Here is a 23,230-nt window from a genome sequence, read left to right as displayed (position 1 = left end):
GATTAAAAAAATAAGTTTTGCTCCTTTAATCTTACCAACAATTAGTACAATACCTTATTTTACAATCTCAAGCCTTATTTTTAAAGTTACCAAAAACATTAAAGGTTTATTTTAATTTGTACAAAAGGTTTGGCCATGCTTCTTTTATCACCTAAAAATTGGCAAGCCCTTGATTTTTAATTTGTACAAGTTGTTGCAATCACCAATTTTATATGGTAAAAGAAGCATGGAAATCTAAATAAGTGAAGTTTAAACAGGCACTAAATTTATACCGGTAAAAGAAGCATGTATCTCTGACATCTGCTATCAAACTAACCTAATACAAAAAAACTTATTGTGTTAAAGCATATTGAATAAGGTTGGCGCCCATTTTCAAAGCTTTTAAGCGGCTTTCCTGCGTATCTCCTGCATAAGTTCCAAAATCTTCCCAACCGTTGCCCAGGTCGCATTCGTAAGTATAAAAACAAACCAAACGGCCTTTGTAGATCAGCCCAAACCCTTGCGGCCTTTTACCGTCATGTTCGTGTATTTTGGGCAAGCCATTTGGGAAAGCAAATTTCTGGTGAAAAATGGGATGGTTGGCCGGCAGTTCTACAAAATCCAGTTCGGGGAAAACCTTTTTCATTTGCGGACGGATAAATTCGTTCAAACCGTAATTATCGTCAATGTGCAAAAAACCGCCACCTGTTAAATATTTGCGCAGGTTTTTAACTTCCTGTGCAGAAAAAACAACGTTTCCGTGCCCGGTCAAAAACACAAACGGATAATTGAACAAAGTTTCACTGCCCACTTCTACTACATCTTCTTCGGGCTTAATATTGGTTTTCAGGTTGTCGTTGCAAAATTTAATCAGGTTGGTCAAAGCAGTCCTGTCACCGTACCAATCGCCGCCGCCATTGTATTTTATTTTAGCAATTTTGTAAGTTGGTTCTGTAAAACTCAACAAAGACAAAAAACAAATGAGCAGGTATTTTATCATCGGTTTAAAAAGTTGACTTCAAAACAGGCTTCCAGTGCAGCCGTTTCTGTTCTTAAACGGCTGTTGCCTAAAGTTATGGCCTGATATTGGTTTTTTAAAGCGAAATCAATTTCCTGCGGAGAAAAATCGCCTTCCGGGCCAATCAAAATTAAATAGTTTTGCTGCGGCCGCAATGCTTCTTTTATCGGTACTTTTTCGGTGTCCATACAATGTGCCATCCATTTTTGGGCATTTGCTGGCACGTTTATCAAAGTTGATAAATCAGTCAGCGAGTTTAATTTGGGGTGATATGCTTTAAGCGATTGTTTTACTGCGGAAGTGATTACCTTGTTCAGCCTTTCGTGGTTGATGGTTTTACGTTCTGAACGTTGGCAAAGAATGGGCGTAATCTCGTCAATGCCAATTTCGGTTGCTTTTTCTACAAACCATTCCAGCCGTTCGATATTTTTGGTTGGCGCAATGACCATGTGCAGATAATGATTTCGCTTGCCAAATTCATGCTGTGTTTGTAAAATGGTAAAACGGGTTTTTTTAGGGTTAGCGTCCGTAATCTTAGCATGATAGAAATTGCCTTTCCCATCAATTACTTCAATTGTACCTTCTTTTTGCAAACGCAAAACTTTACAGCAATGCCTGCTTTCTTCCTCATTTAAAAAGCAATCCTGCAGATCTAAACCAGGGGCATAAAACAAGTACATGTAACAAAGCAATTAATGGTTATCAATTACGTCTTCCTCGTTCAGCAACAATTCCAACTTAACCGATTCGATGTTCTGGTCTGATTTTTTTAAAACAGTAATGTTGTAGCCGTTGGCTTCCTTTTGCTCGCCCACTTCCGGGATTTTGCCAAAAATATCACCCAGCCAGCCGGAAACAGTATCAAAATCGCCGTCTTCAGGCAGGTCGTGCGGCAATTGCCCGTTCACATCATAAATACTGGCCAAAGCGTTCACCACAAACTCCGTCGAAGTAATTTGCTCTACAATTGGTTTTTCCTCATCATATTCATCCTGTATCTCCCCTACAATCTCTTCCACAATGTCTTCCATGGTAACCATACCGGCAGTGCCACCAAATTCATCTAAAACAATAGCAATCTGGATGCGCCTTAGCTGAAGCTCGGCCATCAAGTCATTAATCCTTTTGGTTTCGGGGATGAAGTAGGGTTTACGGATGATATCGCTTAAGTTGAATTCGGTTTGGTTAACCAGCAGCGGCAAAATATCCTTTGCTTGCACAATGCCTACGATCTTGTCCATCGTGTCATCATAAACCGGCATCCTGGAATAGCCTTCTTTGATGATCCGGTTTAACAGTTCATCTTTGTTTAAGTGCAGTTCTACACCGGATATTTTTGTCCTCGGAACCATGATATTTTTAACAACCCGCTCGTTAAAATCAAACACGTTTTTAATTAGTTCATGCTCGGTAGAATCCAAAGCGCCGCTTTCTTTGCCCTGGTCTAATAGATACTGCAGCTCTTCCGAACTGTGGTGTGCTTCGTTTGTGCTTACATTTTCTATCCCAAACAGTTTTAAAATCCCATTGGCAAAACCGTTCAGCAACCAGATAAACGGCCGGAAAACCACATAGAAAAAACGCAATGGCAAAGCAACAAACAAACTGGTACGGACAGGCTGCTGTATGGCAAAAGTTTTTGGCGCCAATTCGCCAAAAACAATATGCATGACCGTAATAATTAAAAAGGCTAAAAAGTAGCCGAGATTTTGCGCAAAAGCACCTGATATAGAAACATGTAAAAAGCCAAATAAGCTAAAAACCAGCTTTTTCATTACCTCCTCACCTACCCAACCCAAGCCTAATGAGGCAAGCGTAATCCCCAATTGCGTGGCGGCCAGGTATTCATCCAAGTGATGAATGATACTTTTGGTTATTTTGGCTACCTGGCTGCCGGTTTTTGCCTGGACTTCAATTTGAGAAGACCGTACCTTAACAATTGCAAATTCGGCAGCAACAAAAAAACCGTTTAGGAATACTAAAAAAACAGTTAAGAAGGCATGAAAACCGCTAATGTCAAGATCGGGACCCATTAAATAATTTCTTTCTGGAACGTTGCTTTGTACAGCTCGATACTTTCTTCAATTATCCGGTAAGCTGCATCTTTACCTTCAAATTGCTCGACTGTAACGGCGTTACTGTGTTCCAATTTTTTATAATCTTCAAAAAAACGCGTAATTTCTGCTTCGGTGTGCGGCGGAAGGTCTAAAATATCATTGATATAGTTTACCGACATATCTTTGGCGGCAACAGCAATAATTTTATCGTCGCGTTCGCCTTTGTCTACCATGTGCATTACACCGATTACTTTGGCTTCGAGCAAACACATCGGCACCACTTCCTGCGAACAGATGACCAAAATATCTAACGGATCATTATCATCACAATAAGTTTGCGGGATAAAACCATAATTGGCCGGGTACATTACCGAGGAGAACAGCACGCGGTCTAATCGGAGCAGGCCGTAATCTTTATCTATTTCGTATTTACATTTAGAGCCTTTTGGGATTTCGATAATTGCATTAACAATTTTAGGAGAGTTATTACCTTCGCCAGGCGGAATGCTATGCCAAGAATGTTCTGGAGTCATAATCAATTGTGTTTTATATTTATTTTCAGTTTGGTAAGTCGTTTTGGCCAAAATTGTTTTTTGCTGATTTAAAATAGGCAATTACGATAGGCGTTGCCGTAAAAGCAATCAAGCCGACAATAATATAGGGCATATAATGAACAATTCCAGGGAATTTTATGCCCAGGAAAAAGCCAAGCAATGTGAGCAGCATCACCCAAAAAAAGCTCCCCAACAAATTAAAAAGCGTGAATTTTTGAAAACTGACTTTTGCAACACCCGCAAAGATAGGTGCAAAAGTTCGGATTATCGGAAAAAAGCGGCCAAAAACAAGGGCCATACCGCCATATTTTTTAAAAAAGTCTTCGGCCATGTAAACGTAGCGCTTTTTAAAGAAAAAGGAGTCTTCGCGGTTAAACAACCTTCGGCCGGTGCTGCGCCCAAACCAGTAACCTACATAATTGCCCAGTACGCCGGCCAGAAACAAGGTGGCCAGTAAATGGTAAATGGAAACCTCCAGCAAACCGGTGGCACAAAAAATGCCTGCTAAAAACAGCAAGTAATCACCTGGCAGAAAAAACCCAAAGAACAAACCGGTTTCTGCAAAAACAATAAAAAAGACCAGGTAAATTCCGCCCTTGCTGATGATTGCTTCTGCATCCACTAAGTTTGATAAATGTTCCCAGATTTCTTTCATTCGCAATGTTAATTTGCAAAATTACAAATTATTAAATTAATTGCAGTTTTAGCTGCCAAAGCTAATAGCCTGTTTAAAGTTTACCTAACAACCATCATGCTTCTTTTATCATCTAAAAATTGGCAAAGTTTTGGTTTTATTTAAATTGATACAGGCACCAATTTTTATAGGGTAAAAGAAGCATGGGCAATTTTTTCTGGCATAAACAATTCTGCCTTAAATTAAATGGGCAATGATACCCGGAAAGATGCCGATAATAATGGTGGCCAAAGCAGCGAACCCCAACACAAAGCCAACATTTGCCGGAATGTTGATGGAATTACGTTCTTCCTGATGAAAGTACATGGCAATAATCACCCTAAAATAATAGAAAATTGAAATGATGGCATTGATAACGGCCAGCACTGTAAGCCAAACCTGGTACTGCGACAATGCCCTGGAAAACATAAAAAACTTGCCGATAAAACCGGCCGTTAAAGGAATGCCCGCCAAAGAAAGCATGGAAATGGTAAGCACTAAAGCCAGGAAAGGGTTGGTTTTTCCCAAGCCGTTAAAGTTGTCAAAACTGCTGTTTCCGGTTTGCTGCTGCACCAGCATCAACACACCAAAAGCGATGATGGAAGCAATGGAATAAGCCGTGGCGTAAACAAAAACCGCATTGCTGGAAGCAACGCCCAAAGCAACAATGGCAAACAACATATAACCCACATGCGAAATGCTGGAAAAAGCCAGCATCCGTTTAAAGTTATGCTGATACAAGGCCGTAATATTGCCGATAAACAAAGTAATAATCGTAATGATTAAAAGCGAAGGTGTCCAGAAATCGGCTAATGGCGCAAAGCAAACGGCAAACAAACGCAGAAATGCAGCAAAACCTGCTGTTTTAACCACGGTTGCCATATAAGCGGTAATCAGCGTTGGCGAACCTTCGTACACATCTGGTGTCCAAAAATGAAACGGCGCGGCGCCAACTTTAAAACATAAGCCTACGATAATCAGTAAAATTCCTGTGTAGAACAAAAAAGAAATATCGCGCGGGTTGGATAAAATGTAGTCACGTATGACTTCCAAATCAAAAGAACCGGTTGTGCCGTAAATCAAAGCAATACCAAACAACAGGAAACCGGTAGAAAAAGCGCCCATCAAAAAATATTTCATCGCGGCTTCGTTTGATCCAAAATCCCGCTTTTTAATACCCGCCAGAATATACAGGCTTACCGACATAATTTCGATGCCTATAAACAGCATCGTTAAATTGTGGTACGAAACCATCACCAAAATTCCGGCTAACGAAAATAAAATGATGGCATAATATTCTGCCACATGCACACTGATCCTTTCAAAATAGTTTTTGGAAAGGAGAATAATCAGCACGGTAGAAAGAATACAAATCACCGAAAAAGCAATGGCATAATGGTCAAACAAAACCATTCCGCTGTACTGAGGTTGGGCAATTGTGTTCCATTGCATGGCAGCCAATCCGGCGGCTACCAACAAACCAACTACCGTAACCGGCAGCAATGCTTTGTTTGCACCATATAATCCCAAATACAAAACAACAATGGCTAAAACAGAAACTGTAATTAAACTACCCATTTTTTATTTAGCTGATATTAATTTTTGATTTACTTGTTCGATCAGGTTGCCCACGCTTGCTTCCGAAAGGTGTAATATTGGTTGCGGATAAATACCGATGATGATGATTAAAGCACAAATGGTGATTAAAACAACTTTTTCTGAACCGGAAACATCGGTAAAAGGAGCCGTAAGTGCAGTGGTTTCGCCCTGCATCACCTGTTTATACATTCTTAACATGTAAACGGCACCGAAAATAATCGTCAACCCGGCAACGGCAACCAGCCAGATATTGTATTGATAGATGCTGTTCATGAGCAAAAACTCGCCGATAAAGCCATTGGTTAAAGGGAGCGCAACCGTGCCCATAATTATAATGATAAAAGAAGCAGCGAGAAAAGGTGCACTTTTGGCAATACCACCCATTTGGCTAATATCGCGTGTGTTGATCCTTCTGCTGATGATATCCATTACAAAAAACAAACCGACCACATTAATTCCGTGGCTCAACATTTGGATGACCGCACCTTGCACGCCTTGCATGTTCCAGGCAAAAATGCCGGCGGCAATCAGGCCGACGTGTGCAATGGAAGAATAAGCAATTAAGCGTTTGCCGTCTTTTTGGTTAAAAGCGATCAGTGAAGCATAAACAATCCCGATAACAGCAAGAATAATGGCCGTACTTTGCCATTGTACAAACCCAAGGGGCGCGATTGGAATGAGCCAGCGGATCACGCCGTAAATCCCCATTTTCAGCATAATACCCGAAAGCATCATTGTTCCTCCTGTTGGTGCCGTAGTGTAGGTATCAGGTTGCCAGGTATGAAAAGGGAAAACCGGCATTTTGATGGCAAAAGCAATAAAGAAAGCCCAGAATATCCAGCTTTGGTGATAGGCATCAAGGTTGAGGTGATAAAAAGCCTGGATATCAAAAGTTTTACCAGGTGTTTGCAGGTACATATAAATAATACCGAGCAGCATAAAAAGCGAACCGGCGAACGTATAGATGAAAAACTTGATGGTTACTTTAACCCGGTTTCCTCCGCCCCACAAAGCACAAATAAAATAGATCGGAATCAGCGCCGTTTCCCAACCGACGTAAAACAGAAAAGCATCCATCGCTGTAAAAACCAACAGCAAACCGGTTTGCATAAACAGGATCAATGCGTAAAAAGCGGAAGGATTACTGTACCGATGTTTGAAAGTTGAAAGGATAATCAGCGGCACTAAAACAGTAGTCAGGATAACCATAACCAGACTAATGCCATCAACGCCGGCTTTAAAATGGATTCCCCAATCTGCAATCCAGGGATAATCAATTACGTATTGAGAAGTGGCATCGGCATGAAAACCGGAAACCATAATTGCGGCAACAATTAGTTCGGCCAGGGCAAAAAACAGGGCAATATTTTTAGCGTTATCGCCTTTAAACAATAACAATAGCAACGCTGCAAAAAGAGGTAAAAAGAGTAGAATAACCGTCATATCTTAATCTTGCAAGCTGTTAAATTTTGAATAAACTATAAGCCATCATGGCAATGATACCGATTACCATTACGAAAATATAAAAACCGACATTTCCGGTTTGCAGCAAACGCAGGCCTTTGCTGCTTTCTACCGAAACTTTTCCCAAACCGTTTACAAATCCGTCTATTATTTTCAAATCAACAACTTTATAAAAAAACTTTGATGCTACATCCAAAGGTTTGCGGATGATCAAATCGTACAGTTCATCAATATAAAACTTATGGTAAGCCAAAGCAGTAATTGGGGTACGTTCTCCGTCTTCTTCAACCGGAATATTGCCGCCTTTGCCATATTTTATAAAAGCATAAATGATGGCCAGAATAGCACCGGTAACAGAAACAGCCATCAGGATTAATTCCGACTGGTGTTCCATATGAAATTCTGTAGTTTGTGCAGCGGTTGAAGCAAAAATGGGCGAAAGAAAATGTTCCAGCCAATGATTTCCGCCCAAAGTTTCTGGGATGCCGATAAATCCGCCAACTATAGAAAGAATGGCGAGCACGATTAACGGAATAGTCATGGAAGAAGGTGATTCGTGCAGATGGTGTTCCTGCTCATGCGTGCCGCGGAATTTTCCGAAGAAAGTTAAATAAATCAGCCTGAACATATAAAAAGCGGTAAACATGGAGCCCATCACACCTAAAACATACATCGTTTTGCTATATTCAAATACATGCGCCAGGATTTCGTCTTTGGAGAAAAACCCTGAAAATGGCGGAATACCGGAAATGGCAATTGCGCCAATCAACATCGTGATAAAAGTAACAGGAAGCTTTTTGCGCAAGCCGCCCATATTGCGCATGTCCTGCTCACCGCTTACCGCGTGGATGACCGAACCGGCACACAAGAATAAAAGTGCCTTAAAAAAAGCATGGGTGATGACATGGAAAAAAGCACCCGTGTAAGCGCCAACGCCCAATCCTAAAAACATGTAACCCAACTGCGAAACCGTCGAGTAAGCCAGCACTTTTTTAATATCCGTTTGGGCAACAGCAATAATGGCTGCCAAAAGAATGGTTGCCAAACCGATAACCGCTATTAAATGCTGCGTAAAAGGTGCCAACGTAAATAACACATTAGACCGAACGATCATATAAATACCGGCCGTAACCATTGTTGCTGCGTGGATTAAAGCAGAAACTGGCGTTGGGCCAGCCATGGCATCGGGCAGCCAAGTAAATAAAGGTATTTGTGCCGATTTTCCGGTTGCGCCAATAAACAGCAAAATCGTGATCAAAACTAAAGTTGGATTGCCGATATTTAAAGTTGCTGCTTTAGAAAAAACATCGGTAAAAGAAGCACTGCCGAAAGTAGCGATCATCACAAAAATGGCGATCAGGAAACCTAAATCTCCGATGCGGTTCATTACAAACGCTTTTTTGGCGGCATCGGCATAATCCGGATTGGTAAACCAGAAACCAATGAGCAGGTAAGAACAAAGCCCCACGCCTTCCCAACCAATAAATAAAATGATGTAGTTTGAGCCAAGAACCAGTAGCAACATGAAGAAAATAAACAGATTGAGGTAAGCAAAAAACTTTCCGAAACCTGCATCATCGTGCATATAACCAATGGAATAAACATGGATTAAAAAACCAACGCCGGTAATAATCAACAGCATTAAGGAGCTTAACTGATCAACCAGGAATGAAAAAGGAATGGATAATTTTCCGGCTTTGATCCATTCAAAATAAGTAACATTAATAGGCTGACCTAAATTTTTTACCTGTAAAAACAGTATCACGCTCAGGATGAACGGAATCAGGACGACCAAACTCCCCAGCAAACCAACCAGGTTTTTGGGTAATGTATTTCGGCCTAAACCATTAATAATAAAGCCAGCTAAAGGAAGTATTGGGATTAACCAAATGTAATTACTGATCATGCCAATACGTTTTGATTTCTAAAAGTTATTACCATTTTAACCTGTTCAAAACATTAATATCAATGGTGTTGGTGTTGCGATAGATCATTACGATGATTGCTAATCCAACAGCTACTTCTGCTGCGGCCAAAGCCATCACAAAAAACACAAAAACTTGCCCGGCTGCGTCGTTTCTGTAAATAGAAAAAACGGTGAGCAGTAAGTTTACCGAGTTCAGCATCAACTCAACCGACATAAAAATGACGATCGCGTTTCTTCGGATCAAAACACCCATGACACCAATGGAAAAAATAATGGCGCTTAATAAAATGTAATGGTTAAGCGGAATGGTTTGGATGGCGTTGGATATATGTTGCATCGTAGATCAGGATTCTTTTTTAGCTAATAAAACCGCGCCAACCATTGCCGATAACAGCAGGATGGAGGAAACCTCGAACGGTAATAAAAATTGATGGAAAAGCACTTTGCCCAGGTTTTTTACCAGACCGAGGTTTGGGTCGCGCAAAATAACCGGTTCAGTATTACCGGATATTTTTAAGGAAGCAATTAGCGTTACCAGTAAACAACCGCCGCCAATCACGCCAATTATTTTTAACAGGTTTGATTTTACCGGCTCTGTTTCTGTATTCAGGTTCATCAACATTAAGGTGTATAAAAACAGCACCAGGATGGCACCCATGTAAACAATAAAATTAACGATGCCTAGAAACTGTGCATTCAGCAAAAAATAATGAATGGTAAAAGTAAAAAAAGTGAGAATGAGGTAAAGCACGCTATGAACCGGATTTTTAGAAAAAATCACGAGCAGCGAAAAGAAGACAGACAAGAATGCGACGAAGTAAAATAGACTCATAGGTTGAAATAAAAATACCTTTGCTCCGGGCAAAAACCGGGGCAAAGGTATAAAAACTATTGATTCAAGGGCGCTTCTACCAATTTGTCTTTTCCGTAGATAAAATCTTTCCGTAAAAAATCAGATGGAACAATATCTCCGTCTAAGTAAATCGCTTCTTTTGGGCAGGCTTCTTCACACAAACCGCAGAAAATACAACGCAACATGTTAATTTCGTAAACGGCGGCATATTTTTCTTCGCGGTACAGCTTTTCTTCTCCAGGCTGGCGTTCGCCTGCAATCATTGTGATTGCTTCTGCCGGACAGGATAAAGCGCACAAACCGCAAGCCGTGCAACGTTCCCGGCCTTCTTCATCTCTTTTTAAAGAATGCAGGCCACGGTAATTTTCAGAAAATTCGCGTTTTTCTTCCGGGTAACGGATGGTTACCGGTTTTTTAAAGAAGTGTTTTATAGTGATGGAAAGCCCTTGTGCAATGGCAGGCAAGTAAGCACGCTCCCAAAAATTGAGCGGTTTTGCTTCGAGGACTTTCTTTTTATTGGTTAATGATTCCATTTTAATTTAGACAACTATTTAAAAATTGTGGCAAAAACACCGGTTAAAACGATGTTGGCAATAGCAAGCGGGATTAAAACTTTCCAACCCAGATCCATCAATTGATCGTAACGGAAACGCGGGATTGTCCACCGTACCCACATAAAAAAGAAGATGAAGAAAATAATCTTGATAAACAAAGCAACCACGCCCAGGATGGTAACCAAGTTTTCCGACAAACCCAAATGGTGCATAAACGGAAAGTTAAAGCCACCAAAATAAAGGGTTGCCATTACTGCCGAGGAAATGAACATGTTGATGTATTCTGCAAAAAGGTAAAAACCCAATTTCATGGAAGAATATTCGGTGTGATAACCGCCAACCAACTCAGTTTCGCATTCCGGCAGATCAAAAGGGCTACGGTTGGTCTCTGCAAAAGCACAAATGATAAAGATGATAAAACCCAAAGGCTGACGGAAAACGTTCCAGGTAAACCATCCGTTCGACCAAAAACCGTGTTGCTGCTCGGCAATTTGTCGCAGACTTAATGTTCCCGTTAACATCAATAAGGCGATGATGGATAAGCCCATCGCAATTTCGTAACTGATGTTTTGGGAAGCTGCACGGATAGCACCTAATAAAGAATATTTGTTGTTGGATGCCCAGCCGCCTATCATGATACCGTAAACGCCCAGAGAAACCACTCCGAAAATGTAAAGGATTCCAACGTTGATATCAGTTACCTGCAAATCAATTACGCGCGAACCAATGGTTAGTTTTTGTCCCCAGGGAATAACCGCAGAACCGATACAAGCCGTTAAAATAGCCAGTGAAGGCCCGACAATAAACAGCAAACCGCTGGATTGTGTCGGAATGATCTCTTCCTTCATAAACATTTTAGCACCATCAGCCATTGGCTGAAAAATGCCAAAAGGGCCGGCGCGGTTCGGGCCAACGCGGTCTTGCAAAAATGCAGCTACTTTACGCTCGGCGTAAGTAGAATACATGGCAGTTACCAAACTGATCCCGAAGATGATCGCAACCAGTATAAATTTTTCTAAAACTAATGCTAATTCCATCGTCTAATTATTGTACAACTATTACTCTTGTTAATCCTGTATCTAAATAGAATATCTTGTCCTCTTTAACAAATGCACCTAATTTATTCTTTGCTCTATACTCATGCACAAGTGTGTAGCCGTAAAATCCTTTATGATTTGTTGTGTCTGGTGGAAGTACTCCATGTCTTACATAGTTTACGTTTTCACCACTAAATTGAGATTCTGTAATACTATCAATTTTCCTAAAAGTTCCAGGTTGATAACTTGTTGAATCATCTAAATTCTTGTTAAGATAGCTTTTTACTAATTCCTGAGCTTTATCTTGCTTGTCGATCATTTTTTTATTACAAGCAATTAGAAGAGGAATAAAAACTATAATACTGTATTTTTTCATGAATTTGAAAAATCAAATTATAGTCGTGTAAAACGTTCTAATTGTTCTTTATTAGATTCCTGTAAGGCCAGGTTTTTCTTTACAACAGGTGGCAGATTCAAAGAACCATAATGATTTGAACTGATGACAGAATCATTGGAAACATTGCGTGGACCTTCAATTACCCAATCTGCTGTTTTCTTTTGCTCAAAACGGCAAGTGTTGCAGATGAACTCTTCCACTTCGCCATAAGCATCTTTGCGGCCGGTTACGCGCAACACATCTTCGCCTTTATACCAAAGCGTTACCTTTCCGCAGCATTTATCGCAATCGCGGTGCGCTTCTACGGGTTTGGTAAACCAAACGCGGTTTTTAAAGCGGAAAGTTTTATCGGTTAAAGCACCAACCGGACAAACATCAATTACGTTTCCGGAGAAATCATTGTCAACTGCCTGATGAATATAAGTGGAGATTTCAGAATGATCGCCGCGGTTTAAAATGCCGTGGATGCGATGATCGGTGATTTGATCGGCCACAAAAACGCAACGGTAGCATAAGATACAGCGCGTCATGTGCAATTGAATTTTATCGCCGATGTCTACCCGTTCAAACTTACGTCTTTCAAACTCGTAACGTGTTTTTGCTGCGCCGTGCTCGTAAGCTAAATCCTGCAAAGAGCATTCGCCTGCCTGATCGCAAACCGGACAATCCAAAGGATGGTTGATCAGCAGCATTTCTACAATGCCTTTTCGCGCTTCAATTACTTCCGGCGAGGTGATGTTTTGTACTTCCATGCCATCCATTACAGTTGTACGGCAGGAAGCAACCAATTTCGGCATCGGCCGCGGGTCTTTTTCTGACCCTTTGCTCACTTTAACCAAACAGGTACGGCATTTTCCGCCGCTGCCTTCTAATTTAGAATAATAGCACATGGCAGGCGGAACCACATCTCCTCCGATTTGCCTTGCGGCATTAAGGATCGTAGTGCCCGGAGCCACTTCTACCGGAATCCCGTCTATGCTAACTTTAACTATTTCTGACATTTCGATTTCTAATCAGTAATAAAAACTTAAAAACTGCGCCTCTATTTTTTATGTGGTAAAAGAAGCATTTATGCTGATGCTTCTTTTAACACCTATTTTTTATACTGCAACAGGTTCTGGTTTTGGCAACGGATCGGCGTAATGTGCCAAACCGTAATTGCGTTGTAAACAAAACTTTGGCTCGGTTACATGCCACTCAAACTCATCACGGAAATGACGGATGGCACTTGCAACAGGCCAAGCCGCAGCATCACCTAAAGGACAAATGGTGTTTCCTTCGATTTTTCTAGAAACGTCAACCAGCAAATCAATATCGCTTAGTTTTCCGTGCCCGTATTCCAAACGGTGCAACACTTTTTCCATCCAGCCTGTTCCTTCGCGGCAAGGCGAACATTGCCCGCAGCTTTCGTGGTGATAAAAACGCGCAAAATTCCAGGTGTTCCGAACGATGCACTGGTCTTCATCAAAAGCAATAAAACCACCCGAACCCATCATTGAGCCGGTTGCAAAACCGCCGTCGGATAAGGATTCATAAGTCATCAGCCTTGCTTCCTGGTTAATGGTTTTATTGATCAAATTTGCTGGTAGAATCGGAACAGAAGAACCGCCTGCAACAACTGCTTTTAAACGTTTGCCGTTTGCAATTCCGCCGCAATATTCATCGGAATAAATAAATTCTTCAACCGGAACGCCCAGTTCAATTTCATAAATTCCTGGTTTTACTAAGTTTCCGGATGCAGAAATTAACTTAGTTCCTGTACTTCTGCCTACTCCAATTTTGGCATATTCTTCACCGCCATCACGGATGATTGGAACAACTGCTGCAATAGATTCTACATTGTTAACCACCGTTGGGCAACCCCATAAACCGGCAATTGCCGGAAAAGGAGGTTTAATCCGTGGGTTTCCGCGTTTGCCTTCCAACGATTCGATTAACGCTGTTTCTTCTCCGCAGATGTACGCACCGCCACCAGGTTGAACGTATAATTCCAGATCGTAACCTGTTCCTAAAATATTTTTGCCTAAAAATCCGGCATTTCTGGCTTCGGCAATTGCTTTTTCCAGAATACGAATTTGCGGCATCATTTCTCCACGAACGTAGATGTAAGAAGTTTTTGCTCCCAAAGCAAAACTGCCGATGATCATTCCTTCGATCAAAAGATGCGGGATTTTGGTCATCAAAAAGCGGTCTTTAAACGTTCCCGGTTCCGATTCATCCGCGTTGCAAACCAAGTAACGCGGCTTGCCTTCCGGTTTAGCCAGAAAACTCCATTTCATTCCTGTTGGAAAACCGGCACCGCCACGGCCACGCAAACCCGATTTTTTAACTTCTTCTACAATATCTTCCGGAGAAAGTGTTTTTAATGCTTTTTCAACAGCCGCGTAGCCGCCTTTTGAACGGTAAACATCAAATGTATTGATGTTGGGCACGTTTATATGTTCTAATAATAATTTGCGACCCATTACTGCTAATATATTTTACCCGTTATTTTATAGTATTTTAAATGATGTTTTAAGCTGAATGAAAGAATTAACACTGTTTCAAAACCTATGATTAGATTGTATCGCTCCCAATTTTTAGTCTATAAAAACAGTATCAGTAAAGTTATCAACGCTACATCACACGCAATAACTTTAATTTTTTCATTTTAATTATTCGCCTTGATTGTAAGATCACTGATTAACTGATCGACAGAAGCTTCTGTTAAATTTTCATAAAAAGTATATTCAGGACCAATTTGCAAAACCGGGGCGAAACCGCAAGCTGCCAAACATTCTACGCCGCGCCAGCTAAATAAGCCATCGGGCGTTACATCACCTTCTTTTACACCCAATTTTTGTTCGATGTATTTCATAATTTTTTCTGCGCCAACCAAACAACAAGGCCCGGTCCGACAAACCTCCAGCATGTATTTTCCTTGCGGACGAAGGAAGTACATCGTATAAAAGGAAGCAACTTCATATACTTCAATCGGCTGAATATCTAAATATTCGGCCACTTTATCCATTGCATCTACGCTTAACCATCCGAATTCGGCTTGTACAACATGCAGAATCGGTAACAATGCCGCTTTTGCACTTTCAACCGGGTAGCGTTTTACGATTTCCTGAAATTGCTGGTAGAGGTGCGGAGAAAAATCATGCACTACAGTTGTTTCTTCAATTTTAAGCATCTAATTCTCCTGCAATAATATTTAAACTACTCATGTTGATGATGGCATCTGATAAAAGCATGCCTTTGCTCATCGGCGCATACATTTGGTAATTGATGAAGCTCGGCCTGCGGAAATGTAAACGAAAAGGGGAACGGCCGCCATCATTAATTAAATAAAAACCCAATTCGCCGTTTGCGCCTTCCACTGCGTGATATACTTCTTTTACCGGTGTTTTTACCTCGCCCATCACAATTTTAAAATGGTAGATCAAAGCTTCCATATTGTTGTAAACTTCTTGTTTTGGAGGCAAGTAATACTCCGGAACATCAGCATGGAAAACACCTTTCGGTTCTTTTTCCAGTTTTTCTAAAGCCTGGGAAATAATGTGCATACTTTGCTTCATCTCCTCGTTACGAACCATAAAACGATTGTAAACATCGCCGTTTGTGCCAACCGGGACTTCAAAATCAAAATCTTCATAAGAACTGTAAGGCTCCATCGCACGAACATCGTAGTCAACACCAGTTGCACGTAAAATCGGTCCGCTCCAACTGTAACTTAGCGCCGTTTCTGCATCAACAGGCGCAACACCACGCGTACGGTCAATAAATATACGGTTGCGGTTAAAAAGAGATTCAAATTCTTTTAACACAACCGGGAAATCAACCAAAAACTTACGGATTTTACGGAAAGCGATCTCGTTAAAATCACGTTCAAAACCGCCGATACGGCCGATGTTGGTGGTCAATCGCGAACCGCAAACTTCTTCATAAATCTCATAAATGGCTTCACGATATTCCATCATGTACAAAAAGCCGGTGAAAGCACCAGTATCAACACCTAAAACGCCGTTACAAATGATGTGATCTGCAATCCGGGCCAGTTCCATTACAATTACGCGAAGGTAATCTACACGTTTTGGCGTTTTAATATCTAACAGTTTTTCTACCGTCATGTGCCAGCCCATATTGTTGATGGGGGATGAACAGTAGTTCATCCGGTCTGTTAGCGGTGTGATCTGGTAAAAAGGCCGGTGTTCAGCAATCTTTTCAAAAGCGCGATGGATGTAGCCGATGGTAGAAACACCGCTTACGATTCTTTCACCATCCATTTGCAACACATTTTGGAAAACGCCATGCGTGGCTGGATGGGTTGGGCCGAGGTTTAAGGTTGTAGGCGAATCCTGAACATCGGTATTTGTAAAAACAGGAAAACTTTCCATTCCTTGTATGCTCCTTTTATCTTCCAAAAAAATAATCTCTTTTATCTACGCGGTTTGGGTCTTCCAATGGGAACTCTTTTCGCATTGGAAAAACTGTCATATCGTCCACGTTTAAAATCCTGCGTAAATCCGGGTGTCCGTCAAATTCAATTCCGAAGTAATCATATGTTTCGCGCTCCATCCAGTTGGCACCATTCCAAAGGTTGGTTGCCGTTGGAATATGGACGTCATCTTCTGTAAGAAAAACTTTAACCCTGATACGAACATTATTGACAAAACTATGCAGGTGGTAAACAACTGCAAATTTCTTTTCCTTGTCAGGATAATGAACAGCGGTAATGTCCGTCAAATAATTAAACTGAAATGTAGGATCTGTTTTTAAAAACGAAAGGACATCAGTAATTTTTTCGCGGGAAGTTTCAAAATTGGGCAAGTCAGAAGGTTCTGAAAGCAAAACAATTTGTTCGCCAAACTTTGAATTGAGTTGATTAATTACTTCTTCGTTTGAAATTTTACCCATTATTGAATCCCGTATTTAGCAAGCAGTTCTTTGTATTCCGGTGCTTCCCTTCTTCTGCCGCTTTCTGTTTGCACTAATTTTTGGATGTTCATAAAGCCATCAATAATCCCTTCGGGCCTTGGCGGGCAACCCGGAACATAAACATCAACCGGAATAATTTCATCAATCCCCTGCAATACAGAATAGGTATCAAAAATACCACCGCTTGAAGCACAGGCACCAACCGCCATCACCCAACGTGGCTCGGCCATTTGCAAATAAACCTGGCGTAAAACTGGCGCCATTTTTTTAGCAATTGTTCCCATCACCATTAATAAATCTGCCTGGCGTGGAGAAAAGCTTAATCTTTCGGCACCAAACCTGGCCAAATCATAATGCGAACCCATCGTAGCCATAAACTCTATACCGCAGCAAGAGGTAGCAAACGGTAAGGGCCATAATGAATGTGAACGGGCAAGGCCAATTGCCTGGTCCAGTGAAGTAGCAAAAAATCCTGATCCTTCTACGCCCGGTGGCGCTTCAACAACCTTTATATTACTCATATATTTAATGCCAAAAAACTCATCTCACAAAAAAGACGAGTACAAATTTACAATAATAACTTCTTGTGCAATAGCTTCTAAACCAGCATAAACTTATTTAGAACAATTCTATTATTAAAACTGGTTTAAATTTTTATCGCAAAATTTATCATGCTTCTTTTATGCCTCTAAATTTTGTTTCGGTATAAAAAGCACAAGACCTCAATGATTTTTATGTGGTAAAAGAAGCATATGAATTATTATCGAAAAAATTTCAAACTGACTTTTAATCCCAGTCCAATGCCTTTTTTTTGATAATATAAATAAAGCCTAACAGTAAAGTCCCCATAAATACAAACATTTCTATCATGCCATCTGACCCTAAATCCCGAAAATTTACTGCCCAGGGATACATAAATATAACTTCTACATCAAACAGTACAAACAGGATAGCCACCAAAAAGTATTTGATAGAAACTGGCGTACGTGCATTTCCTATCACTTCAATCCCTGATTCAAACGGCGTTAACTTGTCTTTAGTACTTCTTTTAGGCCCTAATTTATGGGTTGCAAGCATGGTGGTAAAAACAAAACCAAGCGCAACAATCATTTGAAAAATGATTGGCAGATAATTGACTGGTAAACTTTGTGCTTCCATGTTGCAAAGATAATAATGTAACATAAAAAAGGCCTCTTTTTCAAGAAGCCTTTTTTATGGATACTGTTTTTATCATTTACCTTTTGCGGAACCACCGCCTTTTTTGGAGAAATAAGCAATTGCCTGTTTATTAGTTGGGTCATTTTCCCTTGCCTTGGTAAAGTTCTCACTGGCCTTAGCAGCATCTTTTTCTTTATACTCGTAATAAGTTCCTAAATAAGCATAAGCTTCGCCTAAATATACTTTGTCTGCATCAGCAACAGGGGTTTTGGCATTAATCAACTGAATGTATTGCTCATAATATGGTTTGGCGTAACCATTAGTTGTATTACGGCTTGGTTCTTTTAAGTCATTTGCCCTTGCCTGATAAAGTGCGACTGTAGCTTGTGGGGCTGCGGCATGGTGCTGTATGTAGCTAAATGCCGAATCAGCTTTTACAAGCAACGTCGTATCAGGAACTGGTTTTGTTTTGGCAGTACTAAAATATTGTTCTTTAAACGCATTGTAATAACTTACACCTTCTCTCAAATAATCACCTAATGTTACCTGACGAGATTTCGCGATATACGTTTTGTAAGTATCACCAGCCTCCACATACTTCTTTTGGTTATACAAAGTTTTGGCAATCTCGCCGTAAGCATCTACCTGAGTAGTATCCAATTGAAGTGCTTTTCTCAAATTGTTAATAGCGGCAGAATCCTGTCCGCCAATGGCTAACTGTAACCTTCCAAGGTATAGGTAATCCAAAGGAATAATACGTTTTTGATCTGCCTGGCTCATAAACTTGTTCAAAGCATCTAAACCTGCCTGGTAGTTTTTGTTTTCGTAGGCCGCGTAACCCAAATACCGGTAAACTTTTAAATTGTCTTTAGGTGCGATTTTAGCAATATCATTTGCCTCTTGCTCTAATCCTTTGTAATCCTGCGCATAAACCAGGAAGTCAGCATAACGCATCCTTGAAGCCACAGAGCGGTCTGTTAAATCCAGGTACTTTTTATAAAAATCTACAGCTTGTGTATATTTTGTCGGTGCATCGGCTTTTTTGGTATTGTTTCCCCAACGTAAATAAGTCTCAGCCAATTCCCGATAAGCAGGGCCGTAATTTGGGTCTATTGCCAATGCCTTACGGTATTCTTTTTCAGAATCTTCAAAGTTGTTGGCTTGTTTCCAAATCACACCAGTTGCTACAATGGCACTTACCATTTTTGGGTTGATCGCCAATGCCTGCTGATAATTGTCATAAGCATCCGTATTTTTAAGTTGAGAACGATATGCATCGCCTAAAGCAGCAAATAGTTCCGGGTTTTTTTCTTTAGGGTTAGATGCGATACCTTTTTTCAAAACTGCAATTGCAGCATTTGCATCCGGGTTTGGCTCTAATAAATATGCTTTGCCAATATATACATAAGGCTCTAAATCCTTTTTGTCTATCGCAGCTACAGCTTTGTCCAGATCTGCTTTTGCGGAAGTGGCATTTTTATCTAAACGGTCTACTGCGCCTAAGCCTGCATAATTTAAAGCAGATTTCGGGTTTACACTGATTCCTTTGGTAAAAGTAGCTTTTGCAGAATCAGGCTCATTTGTTTTTAAATATACCCAGCCCAGATAAAAAAAGTTCTCATCTTTTGTGGCTTGGGTTTGTGTAAGGTTCTTCAGCATTGATTCGGCCTTTTGGTATTGTTCTGCATCAATTGCCTTTTTAGCATCGGCTAAACTTTGGGCAAATACAGAAGAACTTAACATGGCTAAACCAGAAATGGTCAGTGCTGCTTTATTGATCATCTTCATAGTTAAAATTCTAATGGTTAAATTATATTATAAGTCCTTTTTAATATTTATTTCCCTTCTGGGCAAAGAATCAGGTAATAAACCTGACCGTAATATTATCTTTTGCCCTCGTTCACTTTGTAAAAAGGAAGCAAAACCTGTACCTAAACCTACTTTACCGGTACAATCTACTATATAAATTGTTCTTTTTAAAGGATATTGGTTTAGAGCCAAAGCGGATTGCGAAGGTTTAACATAACTATTGTTTATGTTTTTTGTGTTGTCATCCTTTACACCAACAACGCTAATGTTTTGAGCTGCACTGGCATAATCTGTATCTGGTTCTAATAACCAACTGTAACTGATAAAACCAACTGCATCCTGATGCGTGGCAACATACTTTATCACTTCCTTGCTATTTTTAAGGGCATAAACATTTTTTTGTTTTAATTGGTTCGTTCCTGATAACTTCATTAAGTAATTAATAATGCTTGAGTTTGGACTATCAAAAACGAGGTTTTTACTTGTTTTAGTATTGCTTAAAAACAAACTTTTTACTTCTGACAGCAGCATTAATGAATCCGGGGAATTTTTTCCAACAATTAAAGCAATGGCATCTTCGGCAATTTTCCCAATCTGCGGAGGTAAATTTCGGTTGTTTAACACTTTTACTTCGTCTGGATTCAAAGTACGTCCCATAACTGCAAATCTTGCTTTATTATTCAGCATTAAATCCAGTATTTTATTTTCAGGTTGATAAATAACATCAGGTTTTGCATCTGGATAAATAGATTTAAAAACGTACAGCTCCTGGTCTAATATCGGGGAAAGCGATTCATCAAACACAAAACGATAACTACCGGAAGTGAATTGGTCGGCAGTATTTGCATTATTGCAGGAAGCAATAACTATACTTAATAGTAATGTACAACTGAAACTTATTAAATTTCTTGATTTCATTTTCTTGTAATATATCTGGAAAATCGAAGTACGGAATAAATAATAATTACAGCACCAAATAAGTAACGTTGGGTATTGTTCATGTTTAAAGGAAGCTTGTCCCAAAACATAACCATTAATCCTAAACTTACAAAACAAACAAATGTGGTTAAGCCTAAAATAAGGAGAAACCGCTCTTTGAGCGGTTTCTCCTTAAAATTTAATCGGTCAAACATGTTAATATTACTGGTCTGACGAAAGCGTAAAGTTAACCGGCATGGTAAAAGCAACACGAACTGGCTTTCCGTTTTGGATACCAGGTGTCCAATGTGGCGATTTAGACAATACCCGTATGGCTTCCTGGCCACATCCTCCGCCAATATCTCGCAATACTTTAATATCAGTTAAGCTGCCGTCTTTTTCTACCACAAAAGATAAGATAACACGACCTTGCGTATTGTTTTCTTTTGCTACTGGAGGGTAACGAAGGTTCTTTTGTAGATAACTACCAAATGCACCTTCACCACCAGGAAATGCCGGCAATTTTTCAACTGCCGCGAAACTTACAATCGCATTGGTATTTTCTTCAACTACTTTTTCTTTTATGTCCGATTTGCCTACAGCTTCATCTATACGGATATCAGCACTGGGGTCGCCTTTCAAATCTTTTTGCCCTGGGTCTTTTACTTCCAGTTCCTTTACCGTCGGCGGATCTTTTTCCTTCACCTCATTATCTGGCTTAACAACCGGAGGCGGAAAACGCACCTGGTCAACTTTTGGTTTTGGCGGCTCCACTTTAGGTGGCGGGGGTGGCGGTTTAGTTGCATCTATCGGCGGTGGCGGTATTAACACAACATCCTGGATTTTTACTTTTTCATCTGCCTTAGGGATAAAACCTTTAAGTTTGTTGATAATAGTAGGCATTGCAATAGCCAAAACAAATAAAGCACTGGCAATGATTAAAGCCCGTACTGATGTCTTTGCATTTTCCTTACGTAGCACATACGCTCCATAAGCCTTATTGCGGCCCCTAAAAACAACCTCGATCCATTCCGGATCCAATATATCTAATCTTGCCATGGTTGTTTAAATTTATGATTTAATTTTTTTAACTGATTGATTCTATCTTGATTACACATATTAGTAAAGGGCATCTCGTTTCAACGATTCGACCTCAGCAGCGGTAATATCTACAATTGCATAAATCTGAATATTAGCAATTTTAAGTTCGTCCAGCATATCCACTAAATTCTTGTAGTCAGATTTATCTGATGGCTTAATTAACACGATCATATCCTTTCCACCTGATTGTTGTTTAATACGTGTAGCATTATCCAATAAAGCTTTACGAATTCCATTTTTTCCGTAATTATCAACATTAGGGGCTACTTTTCCTGGTTCGCCAACAAACCATTCTAATTTATCTTTACTGCCCAGTAATACAGACATTGTACGAGAGGCCGGAACTGGTAACTGATCCTTTTTAATATCATCCTTATCTGGCATGCCTAAATCCATAGCCTGTGGTTTTGCCAAGGTTGTGGTTAGCATAAAAAATGTGATCAGCAGGAAAGCCAAATCTACCATAGCTGTTAAATCAACACGGGTGGATGCTTTTTTACTCCTTACTTTTCCCCCGCCTTTTTTGCCACCCCCGGAGGTATCTAATTCTGCCATCTTATTTTAAGTTTAATTATTTCGCAGCCCGCATTGAAGTAATCAGGCTAAATTTGTTTACTTTTTGTTTTTGCAATATTGCAATCACTTTTTTAATAGTAGGATATTCTTCCTTGCTATCTCCTTTAATACCAATCCTTAAATCTTTATTAACCAAAGCTTTTGCTGAAACCCGAGCTTCACGAACCCAGTTAAACAATTCATTACTAACAGAATCAGTTGGTATTCCCGGTTGTTTTAATGCCTTACGTTTCTCCGGATCCATATCCAGAAACTGTTTCATACTGGCTATGGGCACACCAAAAGATGGCAATCGAGAAAACAACTCTTTTTCTGCAGGTGTAAAAGTTATATTATACTTTTGACCAACATTTTCTAATGTTTGTGCCTTTATCGCTTCTCCTTCAATACTAAAAAAAACCTTTCCTTGTCCAATTGTAAGGGTTGCTACATCATCCGGTAATTTAATCAGCACAGAAGATCCAGGAATATCTACCGGAACAAGATCTTCTGTTTTAGGCTTGGAAGTAAGAATAAAAAAGGTAAGCAAAAGGAAAGCCATATCGCACATCGCTGTCATATCGATTGCAGTACTTTTTCTTTTTATATGAGCTCTTGGCATAATTACTTTATTTTAAATAATCGGTTAGAAATATG

Annotated in this window: 25 protein-coding genes; all 25 read right to left on the bottom strand. The window is 40.1% G+C overall.

All coding sequences use genetic code 11. The features are described 5' to 3' along the window. Window positions 1–331 precede the first annotated feature (331 nt). Window positions 332–979 carry a DUF4159 domain-containing protein gene (locus Q0192_RS01075; protein WP_299284784.1) on the bottom strand — a complete coding sequence of 216 codons (648 nt, stop codon included), beginning with the start codon at window positions 977–979 and terminating at the stop codon, window positions 332–334. After that, on the bottom strand, window positions 976–1,677 hold the full coding sequence (locus Q0192_RS01070; protein WP_299284781.1) for a 16S rRNA (uracil(1498)-N(3))-methyltransferase: 702 nt from the start codon (window positions 1,675–1,677) through the stop codon (window positions 976–978). The genes Q0192_RS01075 and Q0192_RS01070 overlap by 4 nt, the downstream gene beginning before the upstream one ends. Window positions 1,678–1,689: 12 nt before the next feature. Further along, window positions 1,690–3,030, bottom strand: a complete 1,341-nt coding sequence (locus tag Q0192_RS01065) for a hemolysin family protein (RefSeq protein WP_299284778.1) — start codon at window positions 3,028–3,030, stop codon at window positions 1,690–1,692. Continuing rightward, window positions 3,030–3,587: an inorganic diphosphatase gene (locus Q0192_RS01060; RefSeq protein WP_299284775.1), complete on the bottom strand. Its 558-nt coding sequence runs from the start codon at window positions 3,585–3,587 to the stop codon at window positions 3,030–3,032. The genes Q0192_RS01065 and Q0192_RS01060 overlap by 1 nt, the downstream gene beginning before the upstream one ends. A 25-nt stretch (window positions 3,588–3,612) precedes the next feature. Next, entirely contained in the window at window positions 3,613–4,263 is a 651-nt protein-coding gene (locus Q0192_RS01055) for a VTT domain-containing protein (protein ID WP_299284772.1), read from the bottom strand. A gap of 216 nt (window positions 4,264–4,479) precedes the next feature. Further along, on the bottom strand, window positions 4,480–5,859 hold the full coding sequence (locus tag Q0192_RS01050) for an NADH-quinone oxidoreductase subunit N (protein WP_299284769.1): 1,380 nt from the start codon (window positions 5,857–5,859) through the stop codon (window positions 4,480–4,482). Between the two features lie 3 nt (window positions 5,860–5,862). Further along, on the bottom strand, window positions 5,863–7,323 hold the full coding sequence (locus Q0192_RS01045; RefSeq protein WP_299284766.1) for an NADH-quinone oxidoreductase subunit M: 1,461 nt from the start codon (window positions 7,321–7,323) through the stop codon (window positions 5,863–5,865). Between the two features lie 19 nt (window positions 7,324–7,342). Continuing rightward, on the bottom strand, window positions 7,343–9,247 hold the full coding sequence (gene nuoL, locus Q0192_RS01040; RefSeq protein WP_299284803.1) for an NADH-quinone oxidoreductase subunit L: 1,905 nt from the start codon (window positions 9,245–9,247) through the stop codon (window positions 7,343–7,345). Between the two features lie 31 nt (window positions 9,248–9,278). Next, window positions 9,279–9,608 carry an NADH-quinone oxidoreductase subunit NuoK gene (nuoK, locus tag Q0192_RS01035; protein WP_299284763.1) on the bottom strand — a complete coding sequence of 110 codons (330 nt, stop codon included), beginning with the start codon at window positions 9,606–9,608 and terminating at the stop codon, window positions 9,279–9,281. Between the two features lie 6 nt (window positions 9,609–9,614). Continuing rightward, entirely contained in the window at window positions 9,615–10,103 is a 489-nt protein-coding gene (locus Q0192_RS01030; RefSeq protein ID WP_299284760.1) for an NADH-quinone oxidoreductase subunit J, read from the bottom strand. 56 nt (window positions 10,104–10,159) lie between these two features. Continuing rightward, on the bottom strand, window positions 10,160–10,657 hold the full coding sequence (locus Q0192_RS01025; protein ID WP_299284757.1) for an NADH-quinone oxidoreductase subunit I: 498 nt from the start codon (window positions 10,655–10,657) through the stop codon (window positions 10,160–10,162). A 14-nt stretch (window positions 10,658–10,671) separates the two neighbouring features. Beyond that, window positions 10,672–11,715, bottom strand: coding sequence for an NADH-quinone oxidoreductase subunit NuoH (nuoH, locus tag Q0192_RS01020; RefSeq protein WP_299284754.1), 1,044 nt, complete (start codon window positions 11,713–11,715; stop codon window positions 10,672–10,674). A 7-nt stretch (window positions 11,716–11,722) separates the two neighbouring features. Beyond that, a complete protein-coding gene (locus Q0192_RS01015; RefSeq protein WP_299284751.1) occupies window positions 11,723–12,091 on the bottom strand; it encodes a hypothetical protein in 369 nt (122 codons plus the stop codon). A 17-nt stretch (window positions 12,092–12,108) separates the two neighbouring features. Then, entirely contained in the window at window positions 12,109–13,113 is a 1,005-nt protein-coding gene (locus Q0192_RS01010; RefSeq protein ID WP_299284748.1) for a 2Fe-2S iron-sulfur cluster-binding protein, read from the bottom strand. A 99-nt stretch (window positions 13,114–13,212) separates the two neighbouring features. After that, on the bottom strand, window positions 13,213–14,577 hold the full coding sequence (nuoF, locus tag Q0192_RS01005) for an NADH-quinone oxidoreductase subunit NuoF (RefSeq protein ID WP_299284745.1): 1,365 nt from the start codon (window positions 14,575–14,577) through the stop codon (window positions 13,213–13,215). Between the two features lie 185 nt (window positions 14,578–14,762). Next, complete coding sequence (locus Q0192_RS01000) at window positions 14,763–15,287, bottom strand: NAD(P)H-dependent oxidoreductase subunit E (protein ID WP_299284742.1); 525 nt, start codon at window positions 15,285–15,287, stop codon at window positions 14,763–14,765. Continuing rightward, window positions 15,280–16,491 carry an NADH-quinone oxidoreductase subunit D gene (locus tag Q0192_RS00995; protein ID WP_299284739.1) on the bottom strand — a complete coding sequence of 404 codons (1,212 nt, stop codon included), beginning with the start codon at window positions 16,489–16,491 and terminating at the stop codon, window positions 15,280–15,282. The genes Q0192_RS01000 and Q0192_RS00995 overlap by 8 nt, the downstream gene beginning before the upstream one ends. A gap of 16 nt (window positions 16,492–16,507) precedes the next feature. After that, window positions 16,508–17,011, bottom strand: coding sequence for an NADH-quinone oxidoreductase subunit C (locus Q0192_RS00990; protein ID WP_299284736.1), 504 nt, complete (start codon window positions 17,009–17,011; stop codon window positions 16,508–16,510). Then, window positions 17,011–17,553 (bottom strand): NADH-quinone oxidoreductase subunit B, encoded by a 543-nt coding sequence (locus Q0192_RS00985; protein ID WP_299284733.1) that lies wholly within the window; start codon window positions 17,551–17,553, stop codon window positions 17,011–17,013. Before Q0192_RS00985 ends, Q0192_RS00990 begins: the two co-directional genes overlap by 1 nt. Window positions 17,554–17,818: 265 nt before the next feature. Further along, on the bottom strand, window positions 17,819–18,190 hold the full coding sequence (locus tag Q0192_RS00980) for an NADH-quinone oxidoreductase subunit A (RefSeq protein ID WP_299284731.1): 372 nt from the start codon (window positions 18,188–18,190) through the stop codon (window positions 17,819–17,821). Between the two features lie 72 nt (window positions 18,191–18,262). Then, the gene (locus Q0192_RS00975) at window positions 18,263–19,978 is read right to left on the bottom strand and encodes a tetratricopeptide repeat protein (protein ID WP_299284728.1); all 1,716 of its coding nucleotides are present in this window, start codon (window positions 19,976–19,978) and stop codon (window positions 18,263–18,265) included. Window positions 19,979–20,005: 27 nt separating this feature from the next. After that, window positions 20,006–20,917 carry a substrate-binding domain-containing protein gene (locus tag Q0192_RS00970; protein WP_299284725.1) on the bottom strand — a complete coding sequence of 304 codons (912 nt, stop codon included), beginning with the start codon at window positions 20,915–20,917 and terminating at the stop codon, window positions 20,006–20,008. A gap of 222 nt (window positions 20,918–21,139) precedes the next feature. Continuing rightward, window positions 21,140–21,976 (bottom strand): energy transducer TonB, encoded by an 837-nt coding sequence (locus Q0192_RS00965; protein ID WP_299284722.1) that lies wholly within the window; start codon window positions 21,974–21,976, stop codon window positions 21,140–21,142. Window positions 21,977–22,036: 60 nt separating this feature from the next. Beyond that, window positions 22,037–22,573, bottom strand: coding sequence for a biopolymer transporter ExbD (locus tag Q0192_RS00960; RefSeq protein WP_299284719.1), 537 nt, complete (start codon window positions 22,571–22,573; stop codon window positions 22,037–22,039). A 16-nt stretch (window positions 22,574–22,589) separates the two neighbouring features. Then, entirely contained in the window at window positions 22,590–23,195 is a 606-nt protein-coding gene (locus Q0192_RS00955) for a biopolymer transporter ExbD (protein ID WP_299284716.1), read from the bottom strand. Window positions 23,196–23,230: the final 35 nt, after the last annotated feature.

This window comes from uncultured Mucilaginibacter sp. (genome assembly GCF_937859865.1).
GTDB lineage: Bacteria > Bacteroidota > Bacteroidia > Sphingobacteriales > Sphingobacteriaceae > Mucilaginibacter_A.
The sequence above is the reverse complement of the archived record's forward strand: the minus strand, read 5'-3'. Positions and strand labels throughout refer to the sequence as shown.

What these genes read in the sequence shown, in the direction of transcription:
- Q0192_RS01075 (WP_299284784.1), bottom strand. Translation starts at nt 979, where the DNA reads ATGATAAAATACCTGCTCATTTGTTTTTTGTCTTTGTTGAGTTTTACA.
- Q0192_RS01070 (WP_299284781.1), bottom strand. Translation starts at nt 1,677, where the DNA reads ATGTACTTGTTTTATGCCCCTGGTTTAGATCTGCAGGATTGCTTTTTA.
- Q0192_RS01065 (WP_299284778.1), bottom strand. Translation starts at nt 3,030, where the DNA reads ATGGGTCCCGATCTTGACATTAGCGGTTTTCATGCCTTCTTAACTGTT.
- Q0192_RS01060 (WP_299284775.1), bottom strand. Translation starts at nt 3,587, where the DNA reads ATGACTCCAGAACATTCTTGGCATAGCATTCCGCCTGGCGAAGGTAAT.
- Q0192_RS01055 (WP_299284772.1), bottom strand. Translation starts at nt 4,263, where the DNA reads ATGAAAGAAATCTGGGAACATTTATCAAACTTAGTGGATGCAGAAGCA.
- Q0192_RS01050 (WP_299284769.1), bottom strand. Translation starts at nt 5,859, where the DNA reads ATGGGTAGTTTAATTACAGTTTCTGTTTTAGCCATTGTTGTTTTGTAT.
- Q0192_RS01045 (WP_299284766.1), bottom strand. Translation starts at nt 7,323, where the DNA reads ATGACGGTTATTCTACTCTTTTTACCTCTTTTTGCAGCGTTGCTATTG.
- nuoK (WP_299284763.1), bottom strand. Translation starts at nt 9,608, where the DNA reads ATGCAACATATATCCAACGCCATCCAAACCATTCCGCTTAACCATTAC.
- Q0192_RS01030 (WP_299284760.1), bottom strand. Translation starts at nt 10,103, where the DNA reads ATGAGTCTATTTTACTTCGTCGCATTCTTGTCTGTCTTCTTTTCGCTG.
- Q0192_RS01025 (WP_299284757.1), bottom strand. Translation starts at nt 10,657, where the DNA reads ATGGAATCATTAACCAATAAAAAGAAAGTCCTCGAAGCAAAACCGCTC.
- nuoH (WP_299284754.1), bottom strand. Translation starts at nt 11,715, where the DNA reads ATGGAATTAGCATTAGTTTTAGAAAAATTTATACTGGTTGCGATCATC.
- Q0192_RS01015 (WP_299284751.1), bottom strand. Translation starts at nt 12,091, where the DNA reads ATGAAAAAATACAGTATTATAGTTTTTATTCCTCTTCTAATTGCTTGT.
- Q0192_RS01010 (WP_299284748.1), bottom strand. Translation starts at nt 13,113, where the DNA reads ATGTCAGAAATAGTTAAAGTTAGCATAGACGGGATTCCGGTAGAAGTG.
- nuoF (WP_299284745.1), bottom strand. Translation starts at nt 14,577, where the DNA reads ATGGGTCGCAAATTATTATTAGAACATATAAACGTGCCCAACATCAAT.
- Q0192_RS01000 (WP_299284742.1), bottom strand. Translation starts at nt 15,287, where the DNA reads ATGCTTAAAATTGAAGAAACAACTGTAGTGCATGATTTTTCTCCGCAC.
- Q0192_RS00995 (WP_299284739.1), bottom strand. Translation starts at nt 16,491, where the DNA reads ATGGAAAGTTTTCCTGTTTTTACAAATACCGATGTTCAGGATTCGCCT.
- Q0192_RS00990 (WP_299284736.1), bottom strand. Translation starts at nt 17,011, where the DNA reads ATGGGTAAAATTTCAAACGAAGAAGTAATTAATCAACTCAATTCAAAG.
- Q0192_RS00985 (WP_299284733.1), bottom strand. Translation starts at nt 17,553, where the DNA reads ATGAGTAATATAAAGGTTGTTGAAGCGCCACCGGGCGTAGAAGGATCA.
- Q0192_RS00980 (WP_299284731.1), bottom strand. Translation starts at nt 18,190, where the DNA reads ATGGAAGCACAAAGTTTACCAGTCAATTATCTGCCAATCATTTTTCAA.
- Q0192_RS00975 (WP_299284728.1), bottom strand. Translation starts at nt 19,978, where the DNA reads ATGAAGATGATCAATAAAGCAGCACTGACCATTTCTGGTTTAGCCATG.
- Q0192_RS00970 (WP_299284725.1), bottom strand. Translation starts at nt 20,917, where the DNA reads ATGAAATCAAGAAATTTAATAAGTTTCAGTTGTACATTACTATTAAGT.
- Q0192_RS00965 (WP_299284722.1), bottom strand. Translation starts at nt 21,976, where the DNA reads ATGGCAAGATTAGATATATTGGATCCGGAATGGATCGAGGTTGTTTTT.
- Q0192_RS00960 (WP_299284719.1), bottom strand. Translation starts at nt 22,573, where the DNA reads ATGGCAGAATTAGATACCTCCGGGGGTGGCAAAAAAGGCGGGGGAAAA.
- Q0192_RS00955 (WP_299284716.1), bottom strand. Translation starts at nt 23,195, where the DNA reads ATGCCAAGAGCTCATATAAAAAGAAAAAGTACTGCAATCGATATGACA.